The sequence below is a fragment of the Streptomyces sp. NPDC007971 genome, assembly GCF_042958635.1.
Classification (GTDB): domain Bacteria; phylum Actinomycetota; class Actinomycetes; order Streptomycetales; family Streptomycetaceae; genus Streptomyces.
In genome coordinates this window covers 437,110-457,340 of record NZ_JBIBJK010000001.1, presented here as the reverse complement: position 1 = coordinate 457,340, position 20,231 = coordinate 437,110, and the positions used below count along the sequence as shown (strand labels likewise).

15 protein-coding genes are annotated in these 20,231 nt (G+C 67.4%); 5 read left to right on the top strand and 10 right to left on the bottom strand.

What is annotated here, in order from left to right:
- Positions 1-60: 60 nt before the first annotated feature.
- A complete protein-coding gene (locus ACFZCP_RS02035; protein ID WP_391423214.1) occupies positions 61-528 on the bottom strand; it encodes an ATP-binding protein in 468 nt (155 codons plus the stop codon).
- A gap of 158 nt (positions 529-686) precedes the next feature.
- On the opposite strand from ACFZCP_RS02035, the gene ACFZCP_RS02030 reads away from it, so the two are divergent.
- Together ACFZCP_RS02030 and ACFZCP_RS02025 are read left to right on the top strand one after the other, a co-directional pair.
- Positions 687-1,562, top strand: a complete 876-nt coding sequence (locus ACFZCP_RS02030) for a Scr1 family TA system antitoxin-like transcriptional regulator (RefSeq protein WP_391423213.1) — start codon at positions 687-689, stop codon at positions 1,560-1,562.
- Positions 1,559-1,768, top strand: a complete 210-nt coding sequence (locus tag ACFZCP_RS02025) for a DUF397 domain-containing protein (protein ID WP_391423211.1) — start codon at positions 1,559-1,561, stop codon at positions 1,766-1,768. The genes ACFZCP_RS02030 and ACFZCP_RS02025 overlap by 4 nt, the downstream gene beginning before the upstream one ends.
- 13 nt (positions 1,769-1,781) lie before the next feature.
- On the opposite strand, the gene ACFZCP_RS02020 is transcribed toward ACFZCP_RS02025, so the two are convergent.
- From ACFZCP_RS02020 to ACFZCP_RS02005, 4 genes are all read right to left on the bottom strand, one after another.
- Positions 1,782-3,377 (bottom strand): N-6 DNA methylase, encoded by a 1,596-nt coding sequence (locus tag ACFZCP_RS02020; protein ID WP_391423209.1) that lies wholly within the window; start codon positions 3,375-3,377, stop codon positions 1,782-1,784.
- Complete coding sequence (locus ACFZCP_RS02015) at positions 3,374-4,801, bottom strand: restriction endonuclease subunit S (protein ID WP_391423688.1); 1,428 nt, start codon at positions 4,799-4,801, stop codon at positions 3,374-3,376. Before ACFZCP_RS02015 ends, ACFZCP_RS02020 begins: the two co-directional genes overlap by 4 nt.
- 8 nt (positions 4,802-4,809) lie before the next feature.
- Complete coding sequence (locus ACFZCP_RS02010) at positions 4,810-8,400, bottom strand: DEAD/DEAH box helicase family protein (protein WP_391423207.1); 3,591 nt, start codon at positions 8,398-8,400, stop codon at positions 4,810-4,812.
- Between the two features lie 90 nt (positions 8,401-8,490).
- The gene (locus ACFZCP_RS02005) at positions 8,491-8,685 is read right to left on the bottom strand and encodes a hypothetical protein (protein WP_161287201.1); all 195 of its coding nucleotides are present in this window, start codon (positions 8,683-8,685) and stop codon (positions 8,491-8,493) included.
- Positions 8,686-8,886: 201 nt separating this feature from the next.
- Between ACFZCP_RS02005 and ACFZCP_RS02000 the strand changes: the two genes are divergently transcribed.
- The gene (locus tag ACFZCP_RS02000; RefSeq protein ID WP_391423205.1) at positions 8,887-10,998 is read left to right on the top strand and encodes an alpha/beta fold hydrolase; all 2,112 of its coding nucleotides are present in this window, start codon (positions 8,887-8,889) and stop codon (positions 10,996-10,998) included.
- 239 nt (positions 10,999-11,237) lie between these two features.
- Here ACFZCP_RS02000 and ACFZCP_RS01995 read toward each other — a convergent pair whose 3' ends face one another.
- From ACFZCP_RS01995 to ACFZCP_RS01975, 5 genes are read right to left on the bottom strand one after another with little or no spacing between them, the layout of a single operon-like run.
- Complete coding sequence (locus ACFZCP_RS01995) at positions 11,238-12,305, bottom strand: dipeptide ABC transporter ATP-binding protein (RefSeq protein ID WP_391423203.1); 1,068 nt, start codon at positions 12,303-12,305, stop codon at positions 11,238-11,240.
- On the bottom strand, positions 12,298-13,272 hold the full coding sequence (locus tag ACFZCP_RS01990) for an ABC transporter ATP-binding protein (RefSeq protein ID WP_362687964.1): 975 nt from the start codon (positions 13,270-13,272) through the stop codon (positions 12,298-12,300). Before ACFZCP_RS01990 ends, ACFZCP_RS01995 begins: the two co-directional genes overlap by 8 nt.
- A 7-nt stretch (positions 13,273-13,279) precedes the next feature.
- Positions 13,280-14,260 (bottom strand): ABC transporter permease subunit, encoded by a 981-nt coding sequence (locus ACFZCP_RS01985; protein ID WP_391423200.1) that lies wholly within the window; start codon positions 14,258-14,260, stop codon positions 13,280-13,282.
- Entirely contained in the window at positions 14,253-15,176 is a 924-nt protein-coding gene (locus ACFZCP_RS01980) for an ABC transporter permease subunit (protein WP_391423198.1), read from the bottom strand. The genes ACFZCP_RS01985 and ACFZCP_RS01980 overlap by 8 nt, the downstream gene beginning before the upstream one ends.
- A 6-nt stretch (positions 15,177-15,182) precedes the next feature.
- The gene (locus ACFZCP_RS01975; RefSeq protein WP_391423197.1) at positions 15,183-16,808 is read right to left on the bottom strand and encodes an ABC transporter substrate-binding protein; all 1,626 of its coding nucleotides are present in this window, start codon (positions 16,806-16,808) and stop codon (positions 15,183-15,185) included.
- 511 nt (positions 16,809-17,319) lie between these two features.
- On the opposite strand from ACFZCP_RS01975, the gene ACFZCP_RS01970 reads away from it, so the two are divergent.
- Together ACFZCP_RS01970 and ACFZCP_RS01965 are read left to right on the top strand one after the other, a co-directional pair.
- A complete protein-coding gene (locus tag ACFZCP_RS01970) occupies positions 17,320-18,309 on the top strand; it encodes an ABC transporter permease subunit (protein ID WP_391423195.1) in 990 nt (329 codons plus the stop codon).
- An 81-nt stretch (positions 18,310-18,390) separates the two neighbouring features.
- Positions 18,391-20,145 (top strand): ABC transporter substrate-binding protein, encoded by a 1,755-nt coding sequence (locus ACFZCP_RS01965; RefSeq protein ID WP_391423193.1) that lies wholly within the window; start codon positions 18,391-18,393, stop codon positions 20,143-20,145.
- Positions 20,146-20,231 lie beyond the last annotated feature (86 nt).

Genomic DNA, 20,231 nt, shown 5'->3' with positions numbered 1-20,231 from the left:
GGGCCACGGGCGGGAGGGGTGGGGTTTGGTGGGGTTCTTTTCCCCGCGGTTCTTTGCTCTTCAGTCGCGGGCGTCACCGGAACCCGTGGGAGCGGGATCCGGTGCTGGAAGGCGCAGTTCGGCCCAGACGGTCTTGCGCGGGAAACGGCCCTCGGCGACACCCCAGCGATCGGCGAGCGCATCTACGAGCAGCAGGCCACGGCCGGACTCGGCGTGCGTGTCCGCCACTTGGAGCCTGGGCAGACGGTCACCGCGCGTGTCGGTGACTTCGACGCGCAGGGTGCGGCCGACCACGTACAGCGTGAGACGGAAGCTGCGCCCGGGAAGGCGGCCGTGAGTGGCGGCGTTGGCTGCCAGCTCGGCGACGATGTGGGTCGCGGGGGCCGGCGGAAGCCCCCAGTCGCGGAGCTGGTCGGCCGCGAGCAGCCGAGCCAGGCGGGCACCGCGCGGGGTACAGGACAGCAGAACGCTGAAGTTGAGGATGTGGCCATCGAGTTGAGCCGTGGCCTCGGCGATTTCCTGATTCACGTCACTCAGAGTGGCCGGTGACGCTTACCGTGATGAGTGATTACGCCGTTGCGTACGGTGACTGTCCGGTGGTTGTCCGGTGGTGTACGGGCTTGTCGGCAGCGGATGTACGGGTACGGGCGTTGCGGCACGACGGTACGACGGAGGGGCGCGCGCTGATGACGGTCGACGGAGATGCGGAACGGCTCAAGGATGAGACGGATGAGCCGGGTTGGGAGGTGGACCCGGACGACGAGTGGGGTGTCGCGGTCATCGCTACCGTCGGGCGGCAGCTGAAGCTGCGACGGGAGGCGGTGGGGATGAAGGCCGGCGATTTCGGCAAGGTCGTCGGCTACGGCGAGGACATGGTCTACAAGATCGAGGGCGGCAAGCGGATTCCCCGGCCGGAGTATCTGGACAAGGCCGACAAGCTGTTGAGGGCGGGTGGACTGCTCTCCGCGATGAAGGAGGACGTGGAGAAGGTTCGGTACCCGAAGAAGGTGCGGGAACTGGCCGAGCTGGAAGCCAAGGCTGTGGAGATGGGAGTGTACGTCGGGCTCAGCATCCATGGTCTGTTGCAGACACCGGAGCATGCGCGGGCCTTGTTCGAGGTATCCCAGTCCGCCTACTCGGAAACCGAGTTGGAACGCTTGGTCGCCGCACGCATGGGCCGTAAGTCCATCTTCGAGCGGGACCCGGCACCGGCACTCAGCTTCGTCCAGGAAGAGGTGACGCTGCGCCGAAGGGTTGGAGGCACAATGGTGTGGCGTCAGCAGCTCGAACATCTGCTGGAGGTGACTGGGCTACGCAATGTCACCCTGCAGGTGATGCCGACGGACTCCGGTGCCCACCCCGGACTGAGCGGCAAGATCGAGGTGCTGAAGTTCGAGGACGGTACGGCCGTAGGCCGCTCCGATGGAGCGTTCAACGGTCGCCCGACTTCTGATCCGAAGCAGCTCCGCATCCTGGAGCTGCGGTACAGCACCATCCGGGCTCAGGCCTTCTCCCCACGGGAGTCGCTGGCCTTTATCGAGCAACTGCTGGGAGAAGCATGATCCGCGAGACCGCTGCAGGTGGCATTTCCGAGCTGGCGTGGTTCAAGAGCAGTTACAGCGATGGTCCCGAGGGCGACTCCTGCGTAGAGATCGCCATAGCACCCCGTACTGTCCACGTCCGCGACTCCAAGAACGTCAAGGGCCCCCGGCTCATGCTGACGCCGGGGGCCTGGGCTCACTTCGTGTCGTACGCGTCCGAAGACTGAGCCGACGGGTCGGTTACTCGACCTCGGCCTCCGGTACATCGACCTCGCCGCCCAAGGAACGGGCGATGGCCGTGAACTCGTTGAGAGCGGACTGGAGGTCGCGGACGATCTCCTCGGCGATCACCTCGGGCGGCAGACCGCTGTCGGCGTCGTCGAGGGCCGGGTCCTTCATCCACGTGATGTCGAGGTTGACCTTGTCGCGGGCGACGAGTTCCTCGTAGCCGAACTTCTTGAACGGCCCGTTCTCGTCCTCGGACTCGACACGGGCCGACCGGGGCTCGCCGGGACGGTAGGCCGCCACGAAGTCGTTCAGGTGGCCTCGGGTGAGCGGGCGCTGCTTGAGCGTGAAGTGCTGGCCGGTGCGGAAGTCGTAGACCCACGTCTCGGTGGTGTGCGGCTTGCCGTCTGCGCGCGGGGGCTTCTTGTCGAAGAAGAGGACGTTGGCCTTGACGCCGCCTGCGTAGAAGATGCCGGTGGGCAGTCGCAGGATGGTGTGCAGGTCGAACTCGTCCAGGAGCTTGCGGCGGACCTTCTCACCGGCGCCGCCCTCGAAGAGGACGTTGTCGGGCAGGACGACGGCGGCACGTCCCCCGACAGCAGTGAGCGACATGATGTGCTGCAGGAAGTTGAGCTGCTTGTTGGTCGTCGTCGCGGTGAAGTCGTCGCGGTCGTACTGGATGTCCTCCTTCTCGACCTCGCCGTCCTGACCGATCACGGTGATCGCGGACTTGCGGCCGAAGGGAGGGTTGGCGAGGACGAGGGTGGCGTGCTTGCCGCTGGGCTTGTCGGCGAGGGCGTCGCCGACGGTGATGAGGCTGGGACCGTCGCTCTTGCCGATGCCGTGGAGGAGCATGTTCATGGCGGCGAGGCGGGCGGTGCCGGTGACGAGTTCGTTGCCCCAGATCTTGCGACCACCGTCGTAGGCCATGCGCTCGTCCAGCGACATGGTCTTCATGTGGTGCTCGCGGATGTAGGCGTGGGCCGCGATGAGGAAGCCGCCGGTGCCGCAGGCAGGGTCGGTGATGGTGTCGTCCGGGCCGGGCTGCATGACGTCGACCATGGCGTCGATGAGCGCGCGGGGCGTGAAGTACTGGCCGGCGCCGGTCTTGGTGTCGGAGGCGCCCTTGGCGAGCAGACCTTCGTAGGCGTCGCCCTTCAGGTCCGTCCCGGTGACGGTCCACTCTTCCCGGCCGATCAGCTCAACGACGAGCTTCTCCAGAAGGGCGGGCTTGGTGATCCGGTTCTGGGCGTCGGCGAAGATCGTGCCGATGGTGGTGTCGGGCTGGCTGCCGAGGTGTTCGAGGATGTCGCGGTAGTGCTTCTCCAACTCGGCGCCACGCTTGCCTGCCAGCGACTGCCAGTTGTACTTGACCGGGACGATCGCACTCATGTCGTGCCCGTCCCACGGATCATTCTCGATCTCGTCGACCATCTTGAGGAAGAGCAGGTAGGAGAGCTGCTCGACGTACTCAATGGTGGACATGCCGTTGTCGCGGAGGACGTTGCAGTAGTTCCAGAGCTTGGAGACCAGGGTGTTGGTCTGGGCAACGACCTTGGCCGTCTGGGCGGACTGTTCGGCAGGCTGCTGGGCGTCTGCGGGGGCGGTCACAGGTCGAACTCCTGCTGTACGGCGAGGGCGGGGGCGGGGGTTGGTTCGGGGGCGGGTCCGATTGCTTCTGCGGCTCGCGGGGCGGGGGCCTTTGCCGACCTCTTGACCGCGGCCTTGCGGGGGCGCTTGGTCTTGGGCTGAGCGGCGCGGTCGGCAGTGACACGGGCCAGCGCGACCTGGGCTGCTTCGTCGCGCGGATCCTGATGGACCAGTTTGCCGTCGAAGGCTGTGCACAGTAGCGCGTTTCGCAGTCCGACCGACCTTCGTCGTGCACGGTCCAGTTCCGAGGAGACACGGGCGACACGTTCCATTTCGTCGCGCACTTCCACGACGACGCGTTCCTGCACCTCAAGAGACGGAACAGGCATGGTGAAATTCTCGATCGTCGACTGATCGATCTTGGGCATCGAACCCGCGAGCCCTTTCGCCCGGGCCCTGAAATAGGAACGGCCACGTCGACTCTGCAAAATCAGGGTCACATATTCAGGGAGTACGTCATCATTCACGCGGACTCGAATCAGAAGATCCGGAAAGATAGCCCAATCATCGGCCCCCTCGTACATGGCCGTGGTGCCGACGAGCTCCGGCGTGTTCGACCTTTGAACGAGAATGTCTCCCCGGGTCAGCCACAGGTCCCGCACTCTGTGCGGGTCAGCCACGGTCAGCTTGGTATTGGTGTCGCTGAACACACCCTGAGTGACTGCCGTCAGATTGAGCGTACGAATACCAAACGGGTCCGAAGTCGCCTTCGCAGAATGCCCGTTACGCAGCGGCTCCTTTATAAGTTCGCCGAGCCGCTTCGTGGCCGCATCGTCAACCCTTTGCAGCGCGACCGTCATAGCTGCTGAACGCAAGCCGTGCGCCCGCCCTTGGCATGAATCCAAACTCGCGACGGCCGCATCAAGCCGCGACAACTGCTCTTCGAGCACCTCGACGATGCGGCGCTGCTCAGCAACCGGCGGCAACGGAACGGGTACCTCACGCAGTCGCTGCTGTGGTAGGTGCTTGATGGTGCTCCCTGTCGCAAAACGCACAAGCTTCCCAGAAGATGCGGCGTGCTCCAGGTAGTAGCGCAAGTACTTGGTCTCCAGCACAGACGAAGGGCGTACACGATGGAGCGCCTTCTGATAAGCGATGGGCTCAGGCACATTCCAAATAGCGCAGCGCCCGATCTCCCCGCCCTCGCAGACAATCAGGTCCCCCATGGAGACCGTGAACCGGCCTTTCTCCTCCGGCTCGATGTCCATAGTTGAGAGGTCAGTGCTGTCAATCCTGCCCCATTGCACATTGACGTTGCGCAAATAGGGTGTCGGGTGCAGTCCCGTGGACTGCTTCTTGTCCAGCATCTTACCGAGCGCCGTATCGGCGATGTCCCCCAACTTGGCCCAAGCCCACCCCGCCGGAAGCTCCCTCTCCCCGTCCACGCTCACACTCAAGCCAGTTCCTGATTCAGCTCATCCAACAGTTCCAACGCCTTGTCCTTCTCCCCGAACGCTCGCATGAAGCCCCGGCCTCCGCCGCGCTCGGAGAAAGGTGCGTGTCCGAAGTCTCCCGGCTCGATGCCGATGTCGGCGGCAATGGCGTTCCTTATCCGCTCCAGCCACCACAGCTGGTCGTCATTGAACTCCACACCCGCCTGCCGCTGCCGCAGCAGCCAACCCTCGAAGCGCTCCTCGACCACCGTACGGTACGGGCGGAGCTCGTCATCCGCGCCGAGCTCGTAGCGGATGAGGCGTATGAGATCGCCCAGGCCCGCCTCCTTGCCGGGGCTGGCTGCCGCCTTGCCGAGCTGCTCGTAGTGGTCCCACAGGACCGTCGGCGTCCAGGCGCGGTTGGTCGCGCGGACCTTGGCCGCGAGTTCCTTCAGCGCAGTACGCGCCTCGCGCGGACTGACACGCGCCCCGCTGCCCAGGGCGACGCGGATCGCCGCGTTCTCGTCCTGCTGCTCCTTGGTGAGGAGTCCGTTCCACTCCACGAGTTCCTTGCGGGCCCGCTCCTCGCGGGGTATCTCGCGAAGCTCCGTGACGAGCACCTCTGTCGTCTCGTCGTATGTGAGGTCCTGCTGGTGGCGGATCTCGAGGATCAGCTTGCGCAGCTCCGGGCGCGAGGTGAGGGGCGCCACGGCGTCCTGGACCTTCTTCCGGGCCAGCTCGGGGCCGCCTTCGTGGCGAGCCTGGTCCTGGGTGTCGACGTCCACCGCGTCCGCGATGCGCCGGGCCAGGTCGGCCAGGCTGACGCCGCCGGACGTCTGGGTCAGGAGGGTCTTCTCCTCCTCGCCCAGCTGGCGGTCGATGCGGGCCAGGCGGCGCCCCAGGGTCTCGGCCTCGTCCGCCGTCAGCGACCGTGTGCCCGCCTTGTCCAGCAGCTTCGCCAGCGAGACGCCGCGTTGTTCGCCGGCCGGGATCAGAGGCCGGGCGTCCACCAGAGGCGAGTCGGTCACACCCACCGCGTCCATGAGGACGAAACGGTCCTTCGTCAGGTCGGGTGCCGCATCCGGTGTCACCTTCTTCAGGTCGTCCGGGGCGATGGAGCGGGCCCCTCGTCCCTTCATCTGCTCGAAGAGCACCGGACTCTTCACCGACCTCAGGAAGATCACGCACTCCAGCGGCTTCACGTCCGTGCCGGTGGCGATCATGTCGACGGTCACGGCCACCCTCAGGCGAGGTGAGTTGCGCAGGTCGTTGATGAGCGAGTCGGGGTCGTCCCCGTTCGCCCGCGACCGATAGGTGATCTTCTTCGCGAACTCGTCGCCCCGGTCGAAGACCTCCTTGACCTGCTTCAGAACCTCTTCGGCATGGTCGTCACCCGCGGCGAAGACCAGGGTCTTGGGGAGGTCGGCGCGGCCGGGGAACCACCGCTGCCAGTTGTTCTTGTAGGTCGTCAGCACGGCCCGGATCTCGTCCTCGGTGATCACCGAGCGGCCCAGCTGTGAGGTGGTGTAGGTGAAGTCGTCGTCCAGTTCCTCGTACCGCTGGGCACGGGTCTGCCGGTCCCGGATCCGGACGGTCGTGCCCTTCTCGATCTTCGCACCGCCGTTCTCGCGCAGGTCGGTGTTGAGGCGCACGATGTCGAAGTCGACGTTGACCCCGTCGGCGACAGCCTGTTCGTAGGTGTACTTCGAGACCTCGTTGTTGTCGAAGAAGCCCTTGGTCTGGCGGGTGGGCGTGGCGGTGAGGCCCACGAGGTGGGCGTCGAAGTACTCCAGGACCCCGCGCCACAGTCCGTAGATCGAGCGGTGGCACTCGTCCACGACGATCACGTCGAAGGACTCGATGGGGACGTCCGGGTTGTACTCGACGGTGATCGGCTCGTCCGCCGTGTACGTCTCGTCCAGCGCGGCGCCCGCCGATTCGTCCGTCTCCGGTTCGTCCGTCGTCTCCGCTTCGTCCGTCAGTGGCTCGCCCTTGAGGAGCGCGTACATACGCTGGATCGTCGAGACCACGACCGAAGACGTGTCCTGGAGCCCGCCGCGGCCCAGCATGTCGACGTTGTAGAGGTCGGTCAGCTTCCGGTTCTCGTCCGGCGTGCGGTACTTGTCGAACTCCGCGCGGGCCTGGCGGCCGAGATTGTTGCGGTCGACGAGGAAGAGGACCCGGCGGGCACCCGCGTGGCGAAGCAGACGGTAGGTCTCCGTGACCGCCGTGAAGGTCTTGCCGGCGCCCGTGGCCATCTGGATGAGGGCACGGGGCTTGTCGGCGGCCAGCGAGCCCTCCAGGCCCGTGATCGCCTCCACCTGGGCCATGCGTAGACCGTGCGTCTCCAGCAGCGGCATGCTCGTGCGCAGCGCCGCCCGGAACGTGGGCGCGTCCGGGTGCTCGTCGGCGTACCGCATCCACGCCGCGAGGGTCTCCGGGCGGTGGAAGGTGAAGACCTCGCGGGAACGGGCCTCCGGGTCGATCCGGTTGACGAAGTACGTCTCCGTGCCGGTCGTGGCGTAGCGGAACGCGAAGGGCTCCTCGCGGCGCCACACCGCCATGGCGTGCTCCTTGAGCACACCCGCCGCGTAGCGCTCGTTCTGGGCGAGAGCACCGGACAGCGGCGTTCCCTCACGCTTGGCCTCGATGACGCCGACGATCTTCCCGTCGACGTAGAGGACGTAGTCGGCACGGCCGGTCGCCACGGTGAACTCGCGGACGGCGACGCCCTTGCTGCGCTCGTCCAGCGGGTTGGCATCCGCCTTGTCCTGGATCACCCAGCCCGCCTTGACGAGCATCGCGTCGATCTTCGCCCGGGCCTGCACCTCGTTGAGCGGTGCCGGGCGCTGGGCGCGCTCCACGATGGCCTCGCGCGCTGCGGAGGCGATCTTGCGGGGCTGGAGGCGTTCGAGGTCGTACCGGTGCTGGTGCGCTGCCCGGAGCTCCGCGACCTGCGCCTGCAATTCCTCGACCTGTGCGGCGTAGGTGGCCTTGGCCTGTTCGACATGGGCGATCAGTGCCTCGGCCTCGGCGCGTGCCCGCCGTTCGGCCTCCAGCCGGTCGCTGGTCTCCGAGAGCTTGACGCGAGACTCTGCCAGCGTGCGTCGATGCCCTTCCAGCGCCTCGCGCAGCTGTGCGGTCTCCTCGGGATCCGTCGCTACCGTCTCGGCCGGGAGCGTAGGGGGTACGAACGCCGTCACCGTGCGCGTGCCGCCCATGGCCCGGTCGAAGAGGTCGCCCAGCTGCCAGCACAGCTTCAGGGCTTCCAGCGCCTTCGTCGTGTCGAAGAGGTGGTTGTGCGCGGCGTCGTTGCGGCCCCGGCGCAGCTTGTCGAACGCCTCACGGCTCCAGCCGACGAGCACGCCCGCGCGCGTAAGCGCGTTGAGGCGGTCGAACTGTGTCGTGCCCTGGACGCAGGTACCCGTGCGGGTGACGAACTCCTCGGCCAGCACCTCACCGAACTGCCCCGCACTGACATAGGCGGCGTTCGGGTTGGTCAGGACGGTGAGTTCGGCCTGCGAACCGTAGATCGCGAGAAGCGGCTGGTACCCGTACAGACGCCCGAAGTTGGGTGATGCCTTCGCCAGTTCCCGGAGCCGTCTGTCCACGTCCTGCTCGTCCACCCGCCGCCCCCAGCGTTCGCTCGTCCTCGGAGGGTAAAGCTTACGAAGCCGGGCAGCAGGAGGCAGCAGAATGCGTCAGAACTTGATGCTGCCGATCATGCTGGCGACGTTCGTCGTCAGCTCGCTGATCGTGGGAGCGACCGTCGAGGAGGCGAGATAGAAGCCGAGCAGGACGCAGACCACCGCATGGCCGCCCTTCAGCCCTGACTTCTTGATCAGCAGGAAGACGATGATCGCCAGCAGCACCACCGCCGAAATCGAGAGTGCCACGGCGGCTCACCTCCAAAGATCCCAGGTACACGGGGGGTTCGGACTATGGGGGTTGTGACTCGGTTGTAGATCGGTAGATCAATTCCATGCACACGCCAGCGGGTTCATACCCACTCAGCGGTAGTGATCATAACTATCCGTGCTCGCGCATCGCTCGGCGCACGGCCGCACAAGGGGGCGCATGGCCAATATGGTCGGGGTATGACGACCGAGGCTGACTCCTTCCCCCGTCGGCACGCCCGCACGCAGCGGTTCACGCTCGGCGCGCCGCGCGCGTTCACCGTGGCACCCGACGGCTCGCGTGTCGCGTTCCTGCGTTCCGGTTCGGGCACGGACCGGGCCAACTCCCTGTGGATTCTCGATCCGGCGAGCGGCACGGAGCGCATCGCCGCCGACCCGCACGCCCTCCTGCACGGCGCTTCGGAAGAGCTCTCGCCCGAGGAGCGGGCACGCCGGGAGCGCAGCCGGGAAGGTGGCGCCGGCATCGTCGGCTATGCCACCGACGCCGCCCTGGAGTTGGCGGCTTTCGCCTTGTCAGGGCGGCTTTTCACGGCCGGACTGCCGACCGGCACGACCCGCGAACTCCCCGTGCCCGGACCGGTGATCGACCCGCGGCCCGCGCCCGACGGGCGGCACGTGGCGTACGTCGCGCAGGGCGCCCTGCGGGTGGTGGGCGCCGAGGGCGAGGACGACCGGGCGCTGGCCGAGCCGGAGTCGGACGCGGTCACCTACGGGCTGGCCGAGTTCATCGCGGCGGAGGAGATGTCGCGTTCGCGGGGATTCTGGTGGGCTCCCCAGTCGGACCGGCTGCTCGTGGCGCGCGCGGACGACACGCCGGTGCGGCGGTGGTGGATCGCGGATCCGGCCCACCCGGAGCGTGAGCCGGACCACGTCGCCTACCCGGCGGCGGGGACGGGGAACGCGGACGTACGGCTGTTCGTCATCGGCCTGGACGGCGCCCGCACGGAGGTCCTCTGGGACCGTGCGCGCTATCCGTATCTGGCGCGAGTGCACTGGTCAGAGGCGGGGGCGCCGCTGATCCTGGTGCAGGCGCGGGACCAGCGCAGCCAGCTGTTCCTGGCGGTGGACCCGGACTCCGGGGCGACCCGGATGGTGCACGCGGATGAAGATCCAACATGGCTGGAACTTTTCGCCGGTGTGCCCTGCTGGAACCCGTCCGGACAGCTCGTGCGGATCGCGGACGAGGGCGGGGCGCGGGTACTGGCGGTCGGTGAACGTCCGCTGACGGGGCCGCAGTTGCACATCCGTGCGGTGCTGGACGTGGGCCCCGGTGATGTGCTGGTCACGGCCTCGGCGGGCGAGGAGGCCCCGTCCCCGCAGACCGGCGAGATCCACGTCTACCGGGTGAACGAACTCGGCATGGAGCGCGTGTCGCAGGAGCCCGGGGTGCACTCGGCGGTGCGGGCCGGGGACACGACGGTCCTGGTGTCCGCCACGCTCGACAGGCCGGGCACGCATGTCCAGGTGCTGCGTGACGGAAAACCGGCGGCGACTGTCCGATCGTTTGCCGAAGATCCCGGTTTGTCCCCCGGCGTGACCCTCACCGAGGGGGGCGCACGCCGAATTCCGTGCGCCGTGCTTATGCCTAAGGACTACCCCGGTGACACTCCCCTTCCGGTGCTGCTCGACCCCTACGGCGGCCCGCACGGCGCCCGCGTGGTGGCCGCCCACAACGCCCATCTGACCTCGCAGTGGTTCGCCGACCAGGGCTTCGCGGTGATCGTCGCCGACGGCCGGGGCACCCCGGGCCGCTCGCCGGCCTGGGAGAAGGCGATCCACCGCGACTTCACGCTCACCCTGGACGACCAGGTCGAGGCCCTCCAGGACCTCGCGCGACGCTACCCGCTGGACCTGTCCCGGGTGGCCGTCCGCGGCTGGTCCTTCGGCGGCTATCTGGCCGCCCTCGCCGTCCTGCGCCGCCCCGACGTCTTCCACGCGGCCATCGCCGGCGCCCCGGTCACCGACTGGCGCCTGTACGACACCCACTACACCGAGCGCTACCTGGGCGACCCCGACCGGGACCCCGAGGCCTACCTCCGCAGTTCGCTGGTGACCGACGAGGGCCTGTCCTCCCCCGCCGGGCCGGACCGCCCCCTGATGATCATCCACGGCCTGGCCGACGACAACGTGGTGGCCGCCCACACGCTGCGCCTGTCCTCGGCGCTGCTCGCCGCGGGCCGCCCGCACGAGGTGCTCCCCCTGTCCGGCGTCACCCACATGACCCCGCAGGAGCAGGTCGCCGAGAACCTCCTGCTGCTCCAGGTGGACTTCCTCGAACGATCACTGGGGTGACCGCACCGACCGCCGTGAACTGCGTTTACACGCAGGCAACTTCGCGGAAGCGGCACCGATATACGGACGCGCGAGGCTGAACAGCGTACGGCCGTGCGGGTGCCGTGAGCGGGCCGGGACGCGCCATGTCGTCCCGGCCCGTTGCCGTCCGCAGGCCATGCCGGCCCGTTGCTGTCCACAGGTCATCCCGACGCGGTTGCCGTCCACAGGTCATGCCGGCCCGGTTTGCCGTCCGCAGGTCATGCCGGCCCGTTGCCGTTGTGCGCGGGCTTCGGCGGGTCCTCGGGGGCCACGACCCTCTTCTCCTCTGCGAAGTGGCAGGCCGAGTCGTGGGCCGCGGGACCGCCCGTGGGCCGGAACACTACCGGGACGGCCAGCGCCGGCACCTCCCGGGCGCAGCGCTCCTGGGCCTTCCAGCAGCGGGTGCGGAAGCGGCAGCCCGAGGGGATGGCCGTCGGGGAGGGCACGTCACCGGTGAGAATGATCCGCTCGCGGCGTTCGCGGGCCGCGGGGTCGGGCACCGGGACGGCCGACAGCAGCGCCTGTGTATAGGGGTGCGTGGGGTGGTCGTAGATCTCGGCCTGGCTGCCGATCTCCACGATCCGGCCCAGGTACATGACCCCGACCCGGTCCGAGATGTGCCGGACGATCGACAGGTCGTGCGCGATGAAGACGTAGGAGAGGTCGAACTCCGACTGGAGCCGGTCCAGCAGGTTGATCACCTGCGCCTGCACCGAGACGTCCAGGGCCGACACCGGCTCGTCGGCGACGATCACCTCGGGGCGCAGCGCCAGCCCCCGGGCGATGCCGATGCGCTGGCGCTGCCCGCCGGAGAACTGGTGCGGGTAGCGGTTGATGTACTCCGGGTTCAGGCCGACGACGTCGAGGAGTTCCCGCACCCGGCGGCGCCGGTCGCCCTTGGGGGCCGCCTCGGGGTGGATCTCGTACGGCTCCCCGATGATGTCCCCCACCGTCATCCGCGGGTTGAGGGAGGTGTACGGGTCCTGGAAGACCATCTGGATGTTGCGCCGGACGGCCTTGAGGGCCCTGCCGGACAGCCCGGTGATGTCCTCGCCCTTGAACCGGATCGAGCCCGCCGTCGGCCGCTCCAGGTGGCACAGCATCTTCGCCACCGTCGACTTGCCGCAGCCCGACTCGCCGACGATGCCCAGGGTCTCGCCCCTGGCGAGGGCGAAGTCGACGCCGTCGACCGCCTTCACCACGCCGACCTGCTTCTTGAAGAGGATCCCCCGCATCAGCGGGTAGTGCTTGACGAGGCCGCTGACCTCCAGGATCGGCTCAGCCATGGAGGCACTCCCTCCAGAAGTGGCAGGCGCTGCCCCGCTCCTGGTCGACCTCGTACAGCGGCGGCACGTCCGTGCGGCACAGATCCTGGGCCATCGGGCAGCGCGGATGGAAGGCGCAGCCGGGCGGGATGTCCATCAGGTTGGGCGGCAGGCCCTTGATGGCGTACAGCTCCTGCCCCTTCTGGTCCAGGCGCGGGACGGAGTCCAGCAGGCCACGGGTGTAGGGGTGGGCCGGCGCCTTGTAGATGTCGTGCACGGGGGCCGACTCGACGATCCGGCCCGCGTACATCACGGCGATGCGGTCGGCGACGTCCGCGACGACTCCGAGGTCGTGGGTGATGAGGATCAGCCCCATGTGGAACTCGCGCTGCAGCTCCGCGAGCAGCTCCATGACCTGGGCCTGCACGGTGACGTCCAGGGCCGTGGTGGGCTCGTCGGCGATGATGAGCGCCGGCTGGAGCGCCAGCGCCATGGCGATCATGATGCGCTGCCGCATGCCGCCGGAGAACTGGTGGGGATAGTCCCGCACCCGCTGGGCCGCGCCGGGGATGCGCACGCGGTCCATCAGCTCGACGGCCCTGGCCCGCGCGTCCTTCTTCGACATGCCCCGGTGCACGACGAACATCTCGCCGAGCTGGTCGCCCACGGACAGCACGGGGTTGAGGGAGGACAGGGCGTCCTGGAAGATCATCGCCATTCCGGCGCCGCGGAGCCTGCGCCGCTCCTCCTCCTTCAGTTTCAGCACGTCCCTGCCCTGGAAGAGGACCTCCCCGCCGGTGATCCGCCCCGGCGGCGTGTCGAGGATCCCCATCACGGCCTGGGCGGTGACCGACTTGCCCGAGCCGGACTCGCCGAGCACCGCCAGGGTCTCCCCCTCGCCGACGGCGTACGACACCCCGTTGACGGCCTTGGCGATCCCGTCCCGGGTGCGGAACTCCACGTGCAGGTCGCGTACGTCGAGCAGCACGGCGCCGTCACCTCAGCTTCGGGTCGAGGGCGTCGCGCACCGCGTCGCCGAGCATGATGAAGGCCAGGACGGTGACCGCGAGCGCGCCGGAGGGCCACAGCAGCGCGTGCGGGGCGTTGCGGATGTAGGGGGAGGCGGCGGAGATGTCGATGCCCCAGGAGACGCTCGGCGGTTTCAGTCCGACGCCGAGGTAGGACAGGGTCGCCTCCAGCGCGATGTAGGTGCCCAGGGCGATGGTCGCCACGACGATCACGGGCGCCACGGCGTTGGGCGCGATGTGCCGCAGCAGGATGCGGGAGTTCGACGCGCCGAGGGCGCGGGCCGCCTGCACGTAGTCGTTCTGCTGGGCGGTGATGACCGAGCCGCGCGCGATGCGGGAGATCTGCGGCCAGCCGAGCAGCACCATGAACCCGATGACGGGCCAGACCGTATTACTGGTCACCACCGAGAGAAGGACGAGACCGCCGAGGACGACCGGGATGGCGAAGAAGATGTCGGTGGTCCGGGACAGCAGCGAGTCCCAGACGCCGCCGAAGAAGCCCGCGAGGCCGCCGAGCACCGACCCGAGGAGAGCGACCCCCAGCGTGGCGCACACGCCCACCGTGACGGACGTACGGGCGCCGTAGACGGTCCGTGTGTAGACGTTGCAGCCCTGGCCGTCGTAGCCGAAGGGGGCGCCCGGCCCGGGCCCGTCCTGGGCCTTGGACAGCTGGCACTTCAGCGGGCTGCCGGGGGCGATCGCCGAGGGCCACAGGGAGATGAAGACCAGGAAGAGGATGACGAGGGCGGAGACCAGGAAGACGGGGTTGCGCCTGAGGTCCCGCCAGGCGTCGGACCACAGGCTGCGCGGCTTGCCCGCCGGACCGGTCCCCTCGGGTCCGCCCGGGATCTTCTCCAGCGTCTGCGCCTCGCTCGCCGCGAGGTCCATGGCGCCGCCCGCCCCGGTCCCCGCGATGGCCCGGTCGGACTCGTACGGCTGCTCAGGCATAGCGGATCCTCGGGTCGAGTACGGCGTACAGGAGGTCCACGAGCAGGTTGGCGACCAGGAACACCAGCACGAGGACGGTCACGAAGCCGACCACCGTCTGGGTGTTCTGGCGCACGATGCCCTGGTAGAGCTGGTAGCCGACGCCGTGGATGTTGAAGATCCGCTCGGTGACGATCGCGCCGCCCATCAGCGCGCCGATGTCGGCGCCGATGAAGGTGACCACGGGGATGAGGGAGTTGCGCAGCAGGTGCCGGGTGATGACCCGGCGGCGGGGCAGACCCTTGGCGATGGCCGTACGGACGTAGTCGGACCGTCTGTTCTCGGCGATGGAGGTGCGGGTCAGCCGGGTGACGTAGGCGAGCGAGACGGAGGCGAGGACCAGGCCGGGCACGATCAGTTCGCCGAAGGCCGCGTCCGGGGAGACGGACGGCTTGATCCAGCCCCACTGGACCCCGAGCAGCAGCTGGAGCAGCAGACCGGTGACGAAGGTGGGGACGGAGATCACGACCAGGGTGGCGAGGAGGACGCCGGTGTCGACGGGGCGTCCGCGCCTGAGGCCCGTCAGGACGCCGAGCGTGATCCCGATGACGATCTCGAAGAGGATGGCCACGACGGTCAGCCGGATGGTGACGGGGAACGAGGTGGACATCAGCTCGGTGACCGGCTGGCCGTTGAACGCCGTACCGAAGTCTCCGGTGAAGACGTTCCCCATGTAGGTCAGGTACTGCTGCCAGAGCGGCCTGTCCAGGCCGAACTCCTTCTTCAGCTGCGCGGCCGTCGCCGGATCACACGCCCGCTCGCCGCACAGCCCCGCGATGGGGTCGCCCATCACGTTCACCATCAGGAAGATCAGCAGCGTGGCCCCGATGAAGACCGGGATCATCTGGAGCAGCCGCCGGACGACATAGCGCCCCATGGCCGCTCAGCTGACCTTGATCTCGTCGTAGACGGGGACGCTGAAGGGGTTCAGTGCCACGTTGGACAGACGCTCGGAGTAGCCCGCGCTGCCGTTCTGGTACCAGAGCGGGATGGCGGCCATGTTGTCCCGTACGACGCCCTCGGCCTGCTGGAAGGTGGCGACGGCCTTGACCTGGTCCGTCTCCGCGTTGGCCTGGTCGACGAGTCGGTCGAAGTCCTTGTTGGACCACTTGCCGTCGTTGGAGGAGGCGTTGGTGTAGTAGAGCGGCTGGAGGAAGTTCTGGATGAGCGGGTAGTCCATCTGCCAGCCCGCCCGGAACGGGCCGCTCATCTTGTGCTGCCCGATCTGGTTGCGGAAGTCGGCGAACGTGCCGACCGGATTGCCGACGCAGGCCTTGTCGTTGCCGAGCGCGTTGTTCACGGAGTTGCACAGCGCGTCGACCCACTCCCGGTGCGAGCCGGTGTCCGCGTTGTACGTGATCTTCACCTGGCCGCCGGGGAGCCCGCCGCCCTCCTTGATCAGCCGCTTGGCCTCGGTGGGGTTGTAGTCGCAGGCGGTGCCGCACAGGCCGGCCTTGAAACCGCCGTTCGGGCCGAGCACCGGCGAGGTCCAGTCGGTGGCCGGGGTGCGGGTCTGCCGGAAGATCGTGTCGGTGATCTGCTTGCGGTCGATCGCCATGGACAGACCCGTGCGGACCTTCTGCGATCCCGGCTTGTTCCAGGCGGGGTCGTAATAAGGGAAGGCGAGGGTCTGGATGATGCCGGCCGGGTTGTTGATGTAGCGGTCGCCGAGGTCGCTCTTGACGTTCTTCAGCTGCGAGGCGGGGATGTCGTCGGCGAGGTCGAGGTTGCCGGCCAGCAGATCGGTGTAGGCGGTGTTGCTGTCGGTGTAGACCTTCAGGGTCACGCCGGCGTTCTGGGCCTTGTCCGGCCCGGGGTAGCCGCCCCACTTCTTGAGGACCATCTGCGAGCCCTTCGTGTAGGACTCGATGGCGTAGGGCCCGTTGCCGACCGGCCGGCTCAGCCAGCCCGAGTGATCGGTGAAGAAGGCGCGGGGCAGCGGGGCGAAGGCCGCGTAGCCGAGGGTGTCGGGGAAGCTGGAGAACTTCTGGTTGAGCTTGACGGTGAAGGTGTGGTCGTCCACGACCTTCAGGCCGGACAGCATGTCGGCGGTCTGCGAGCCGCCGGCGGGGTGGACCTTGTCGTAACCCTCGATGTAACCGAAGAAGTAGGCGTTCTTCTGGTTGTTCTTCAGGCTCGCCCCGTAGTTCCAGGCGTCCACGAAGGACCTGGCGGTCACCTTCTCCCCGTTGGAGAAGGTCCAGCCGTCCTTGACCTTGATCGTGAAGTTCTGCGAGTCCTTGGTGTCGATGCCCGCGGCGAGCATGTTCTTCGCCTCGCCGGTCTTCGGGTCGTAGCGCTTCAGGCCCCGGAAGACCATGTCGAGCACCTTGCCGCCCTGGACCTCGTTGGTGTTGGACGGCTCCAGCGGGTTCTGCGGGTCGCCCCAGGAGGAGCTGAGCACTCCGGCGCCGCCCCCGCCGCCCGAGCCGCCACCCCCGCAGGCGGTGGCCACGAGCGCCACTGCCGCCGCGCCGGCGGCCCATCGGGCGTGCGTGGTTCCGCGCATGGCATGCCTCCTCCGTGACCACTGACCCACTAACGGTCAATATCGGCCGAAAGGAGACATACCGCATGCCCGCCGCCCGATTGAGCGGCCTTTAGAGGGACACGTCATCCGAATGCAGGCAGCCGCCGGAGCAGGCCCGGACGATCTTGCCACCGTAACGCAATGGATCTCTGTACAACGATGCCGAAACGTTGGATTGCGACGGGCCGATGTACGCATGTCGACACACCACCGTCCGCATATCGAACTTCTTGACTGAATTGTCCGGTTAGTCCGATGTGAAGCACGGATTGATTACGGCGTGCTACCCGCGTAGCTACAAATTGGTCAAGCCAGAGTAAAGAAGGTAAATAGACAACCAAGGCGGTCGAGAATTTATTGACCTTGAATGAATTGCGTTGAAAAAGTCCGGCGTAGCCCGTAGGGGAGCGCCCTGCGGAGTCATCAGACCCTCCCGTGGGCCAGGAGCACCATGACCCCCCCTACTCCATCTGCGGCTGCCCCGCTTGAGGTGACCGACGAGACCGCGACGAAGTCGAACACTTCGGGCGGCTCGAAGGGCAGCGAGAACCGCTCTCCGGGCCGACTCGCCTGGAAGCGCTTCAAGCGTGACCGCACGGGCGTTATATCCGCCTACGTCGTGATCTTCTTCTTCGTGATCGCGATAGCAGCACCGCTCATAGCGAAGCTGTACGGCAAGGACCCGTACACCACCTACGCGAGCCAGGACCCGAGCCTGCTCGACCCCTTCGCCTACCCGGCGGGCCCGAACGGTGGCATGAGTTCGGACTTCTGGTTCGGCATCGAGCCCCAGCTCGGCCGGGACGTCTTCACCTTCCTGCTGTACGGCATCCGCACCTCGCTCGGCCTGGCCGTGGCCGCCACGATCCTCACCGTGGTCCTCGGCGTCGTGGTCGGCGTCACGGCGGGCTACCTGGGCGGCAAGACGGACTACCTGGTCAGCCGGGTCATCGACATCCTGCTGTCGTTCCCGTCGACGCTCTTCTTCATCGCCTTCATGCCGGTCGTCTACGGCCTCTTCGTCGCCCCCGACGACAACATCCCGACGTGGCTGCGCGCCCTCGCCCTGATCGTGGTGCTGACCGTGTTCGGCTGGGCCTCCATCGCGCGTCTGCTGCGCGGTCAGGTCCTCGGCCTGCGCGAGCGCGAGTTCGTCGAGGCGGCCAAGGTCACGGGCGCATCCCCGATGCGCATCGTGTTCAAGGAACTGCTGCCGAACCTGTGGACACCGATCATCATCCAGTCCACGCTGTTGCTCCCGGCGCTCGTCACCACCGAAGCCGGTCTGTCCTTCCTCGGCGTAGGCATCATCGACCCGACCCCGGACTGGGGTGTCATGATCGCCCGAGGTTCGCAGTTCTACTCCCAGGACATCACCTTCATGCTCTTCCCGGGCATCTCGATGGTGATCTTCGTCGTCGCCTTCAACCTGCTCGGCGACTCCGTGCGCGACGCGCTCGACCCCAAGTCCAAGCGGTAGCACTTCCTTTCCACCCGGTCCGGCTCGATGGTGTCCGACTGGTCCCGACCGTCAGAATCGACCCTCATAGGCAGGCTCAGCATGTCCTTTTCTCGTAGAAACTTCCTGATCGCCACCGGTGTGGCCGCGGCCTCCACGACTGTGCTGAGCGCCTGCAGCAGCGGCAAGAGCTCCACCGACAAGAACATCCCGTCGGTGAGCAAGGCCAAGACCATGAACATCCCGGTCGGCACCAAGGCCGACTCGGCGGGTCCGGCCCCCGAGGTCACGGGTGCGGTCAAGGGCGGGACGATCTACTCGCTCGACCAGTTCGACATGGACCACCTTGACCCGGCGCAGATCTACGTCTCGACCGAGCAGGCCATCACGCGCCCGATCCTGCGTGGTCTGACCGGTTACAAGATCGACGAGAAGGGCGGCTGCACGCTCGTCGGCGACGTCGCCACCGACGCCGGCACCATGAAGGACGGCGGCAAGACCTGGTCCTTCACGATCAAGGACGGCATCAAGTGGGAGGACGGTTCCGACCTCTCCATGGACGACGTCCGCCACACCGTCGAGCGCCTCTTCGCCTCCTTCGTGACCGAGGGTCCGCGCTACGTCCAGCAGTGGATGGTCGGCGGCGACAAGTACAAGGGCCCGTACGACGGCAAGAAGCTCGACTCGATCGAGATCTCCGGGAAGACCGTCACCTTCCACCTCACCGAGCCGCGCACCGACTTCAACTACACGCTGGCCATGGCGGGTTACAGCCTGGTCAACAAGAAGCACGACACCAAGGAGAAGTACGACAAGCGCCCGTTCGCGCTGGGTCCGTACAAGATCGGCAGCCGTGACATCGGCAAGTCGCTGACCTACGTGCGCAACGAGCACTGGGACCCGAAGACGGACGCGATCCGCAACGCCTACCCGGACCAGTACGTCTTCCAGTTCGGCTTCGAGCTCGTCGCCTCCACCGACCGCTACGTCGCGGACAAGGGCAACGACCAGTACGCGATGTCGATCTTCAACGAGGTCGCGCCCGAGCGCGTCGCGCAGGTCATGACCAACGCCACGCTCAAGAAGCGCGTTCTCACCCAGGTCGACACGGTCACCTACTACTGGCCGATCAACATGACCCGCATCAAGGACGTCAAGGTCCGCAAGGCCATCAACCTGGCCTGGCCGCACCAGCAGCTGCAGACCATCCGCGGCGGCGCCTCCACCAGCGAGCTGGCCACCACCATCCTGAGCCCGGTCACCCCCGGCTACCAGAAGTTCGACCTCTACGGCACGGACAAGAAGCCCGGTGGCGACCCGGCCGCGGCCAAGGCGCTGCTGAAGGAGGCCGGCAAGATCGGCCAGAAGCTGGTCATCGCCTACCAGCAGTCCGACAACGCGGTGAAGCAGGCCGTCCAGATCAAGAACTCGCTTGAGGCGGCCGGCTTCCAGGTCGTCAACAAGCAGGTCGACAAGACGACCTTCTACACGCAGATCGGCAAGATCGACAACGACTTCGACCTGTTCGCGGCCGGCTGGAGCCCGGACTGGCCGAACGGCTACTCGGTCTTCTACCCCTGCTGGAGCGGCAAGAACATCGGTGACGGCCGCAGCAACTACGCGCAGCTGAACGACCCGAGCGTGAACAAGGCGATCGACGCGGCCGCCAAGATCGCCGACGTCGAGGCCGCCAACAAGGCCTGGGGCGCCATCGACCGCCAGATCATGGAGCTGGCGCCGGTGGTCCCGGACTACCACTCGATCCGTAACTGGATGCACGGGTCCAAGGTCGGCAACGTCGTGTACGACGCCGGCAACACCTGCGTCGCGCTCTGCAAGCTCTACGCCATGAAGTAAGCGCGCTAGATCCTCCGGGGGCGGCCACGACCTGGCCGCCCCCTACGGCCCACCCCCCTACCCCCGGCGACGGCGCCCCGTCCGGA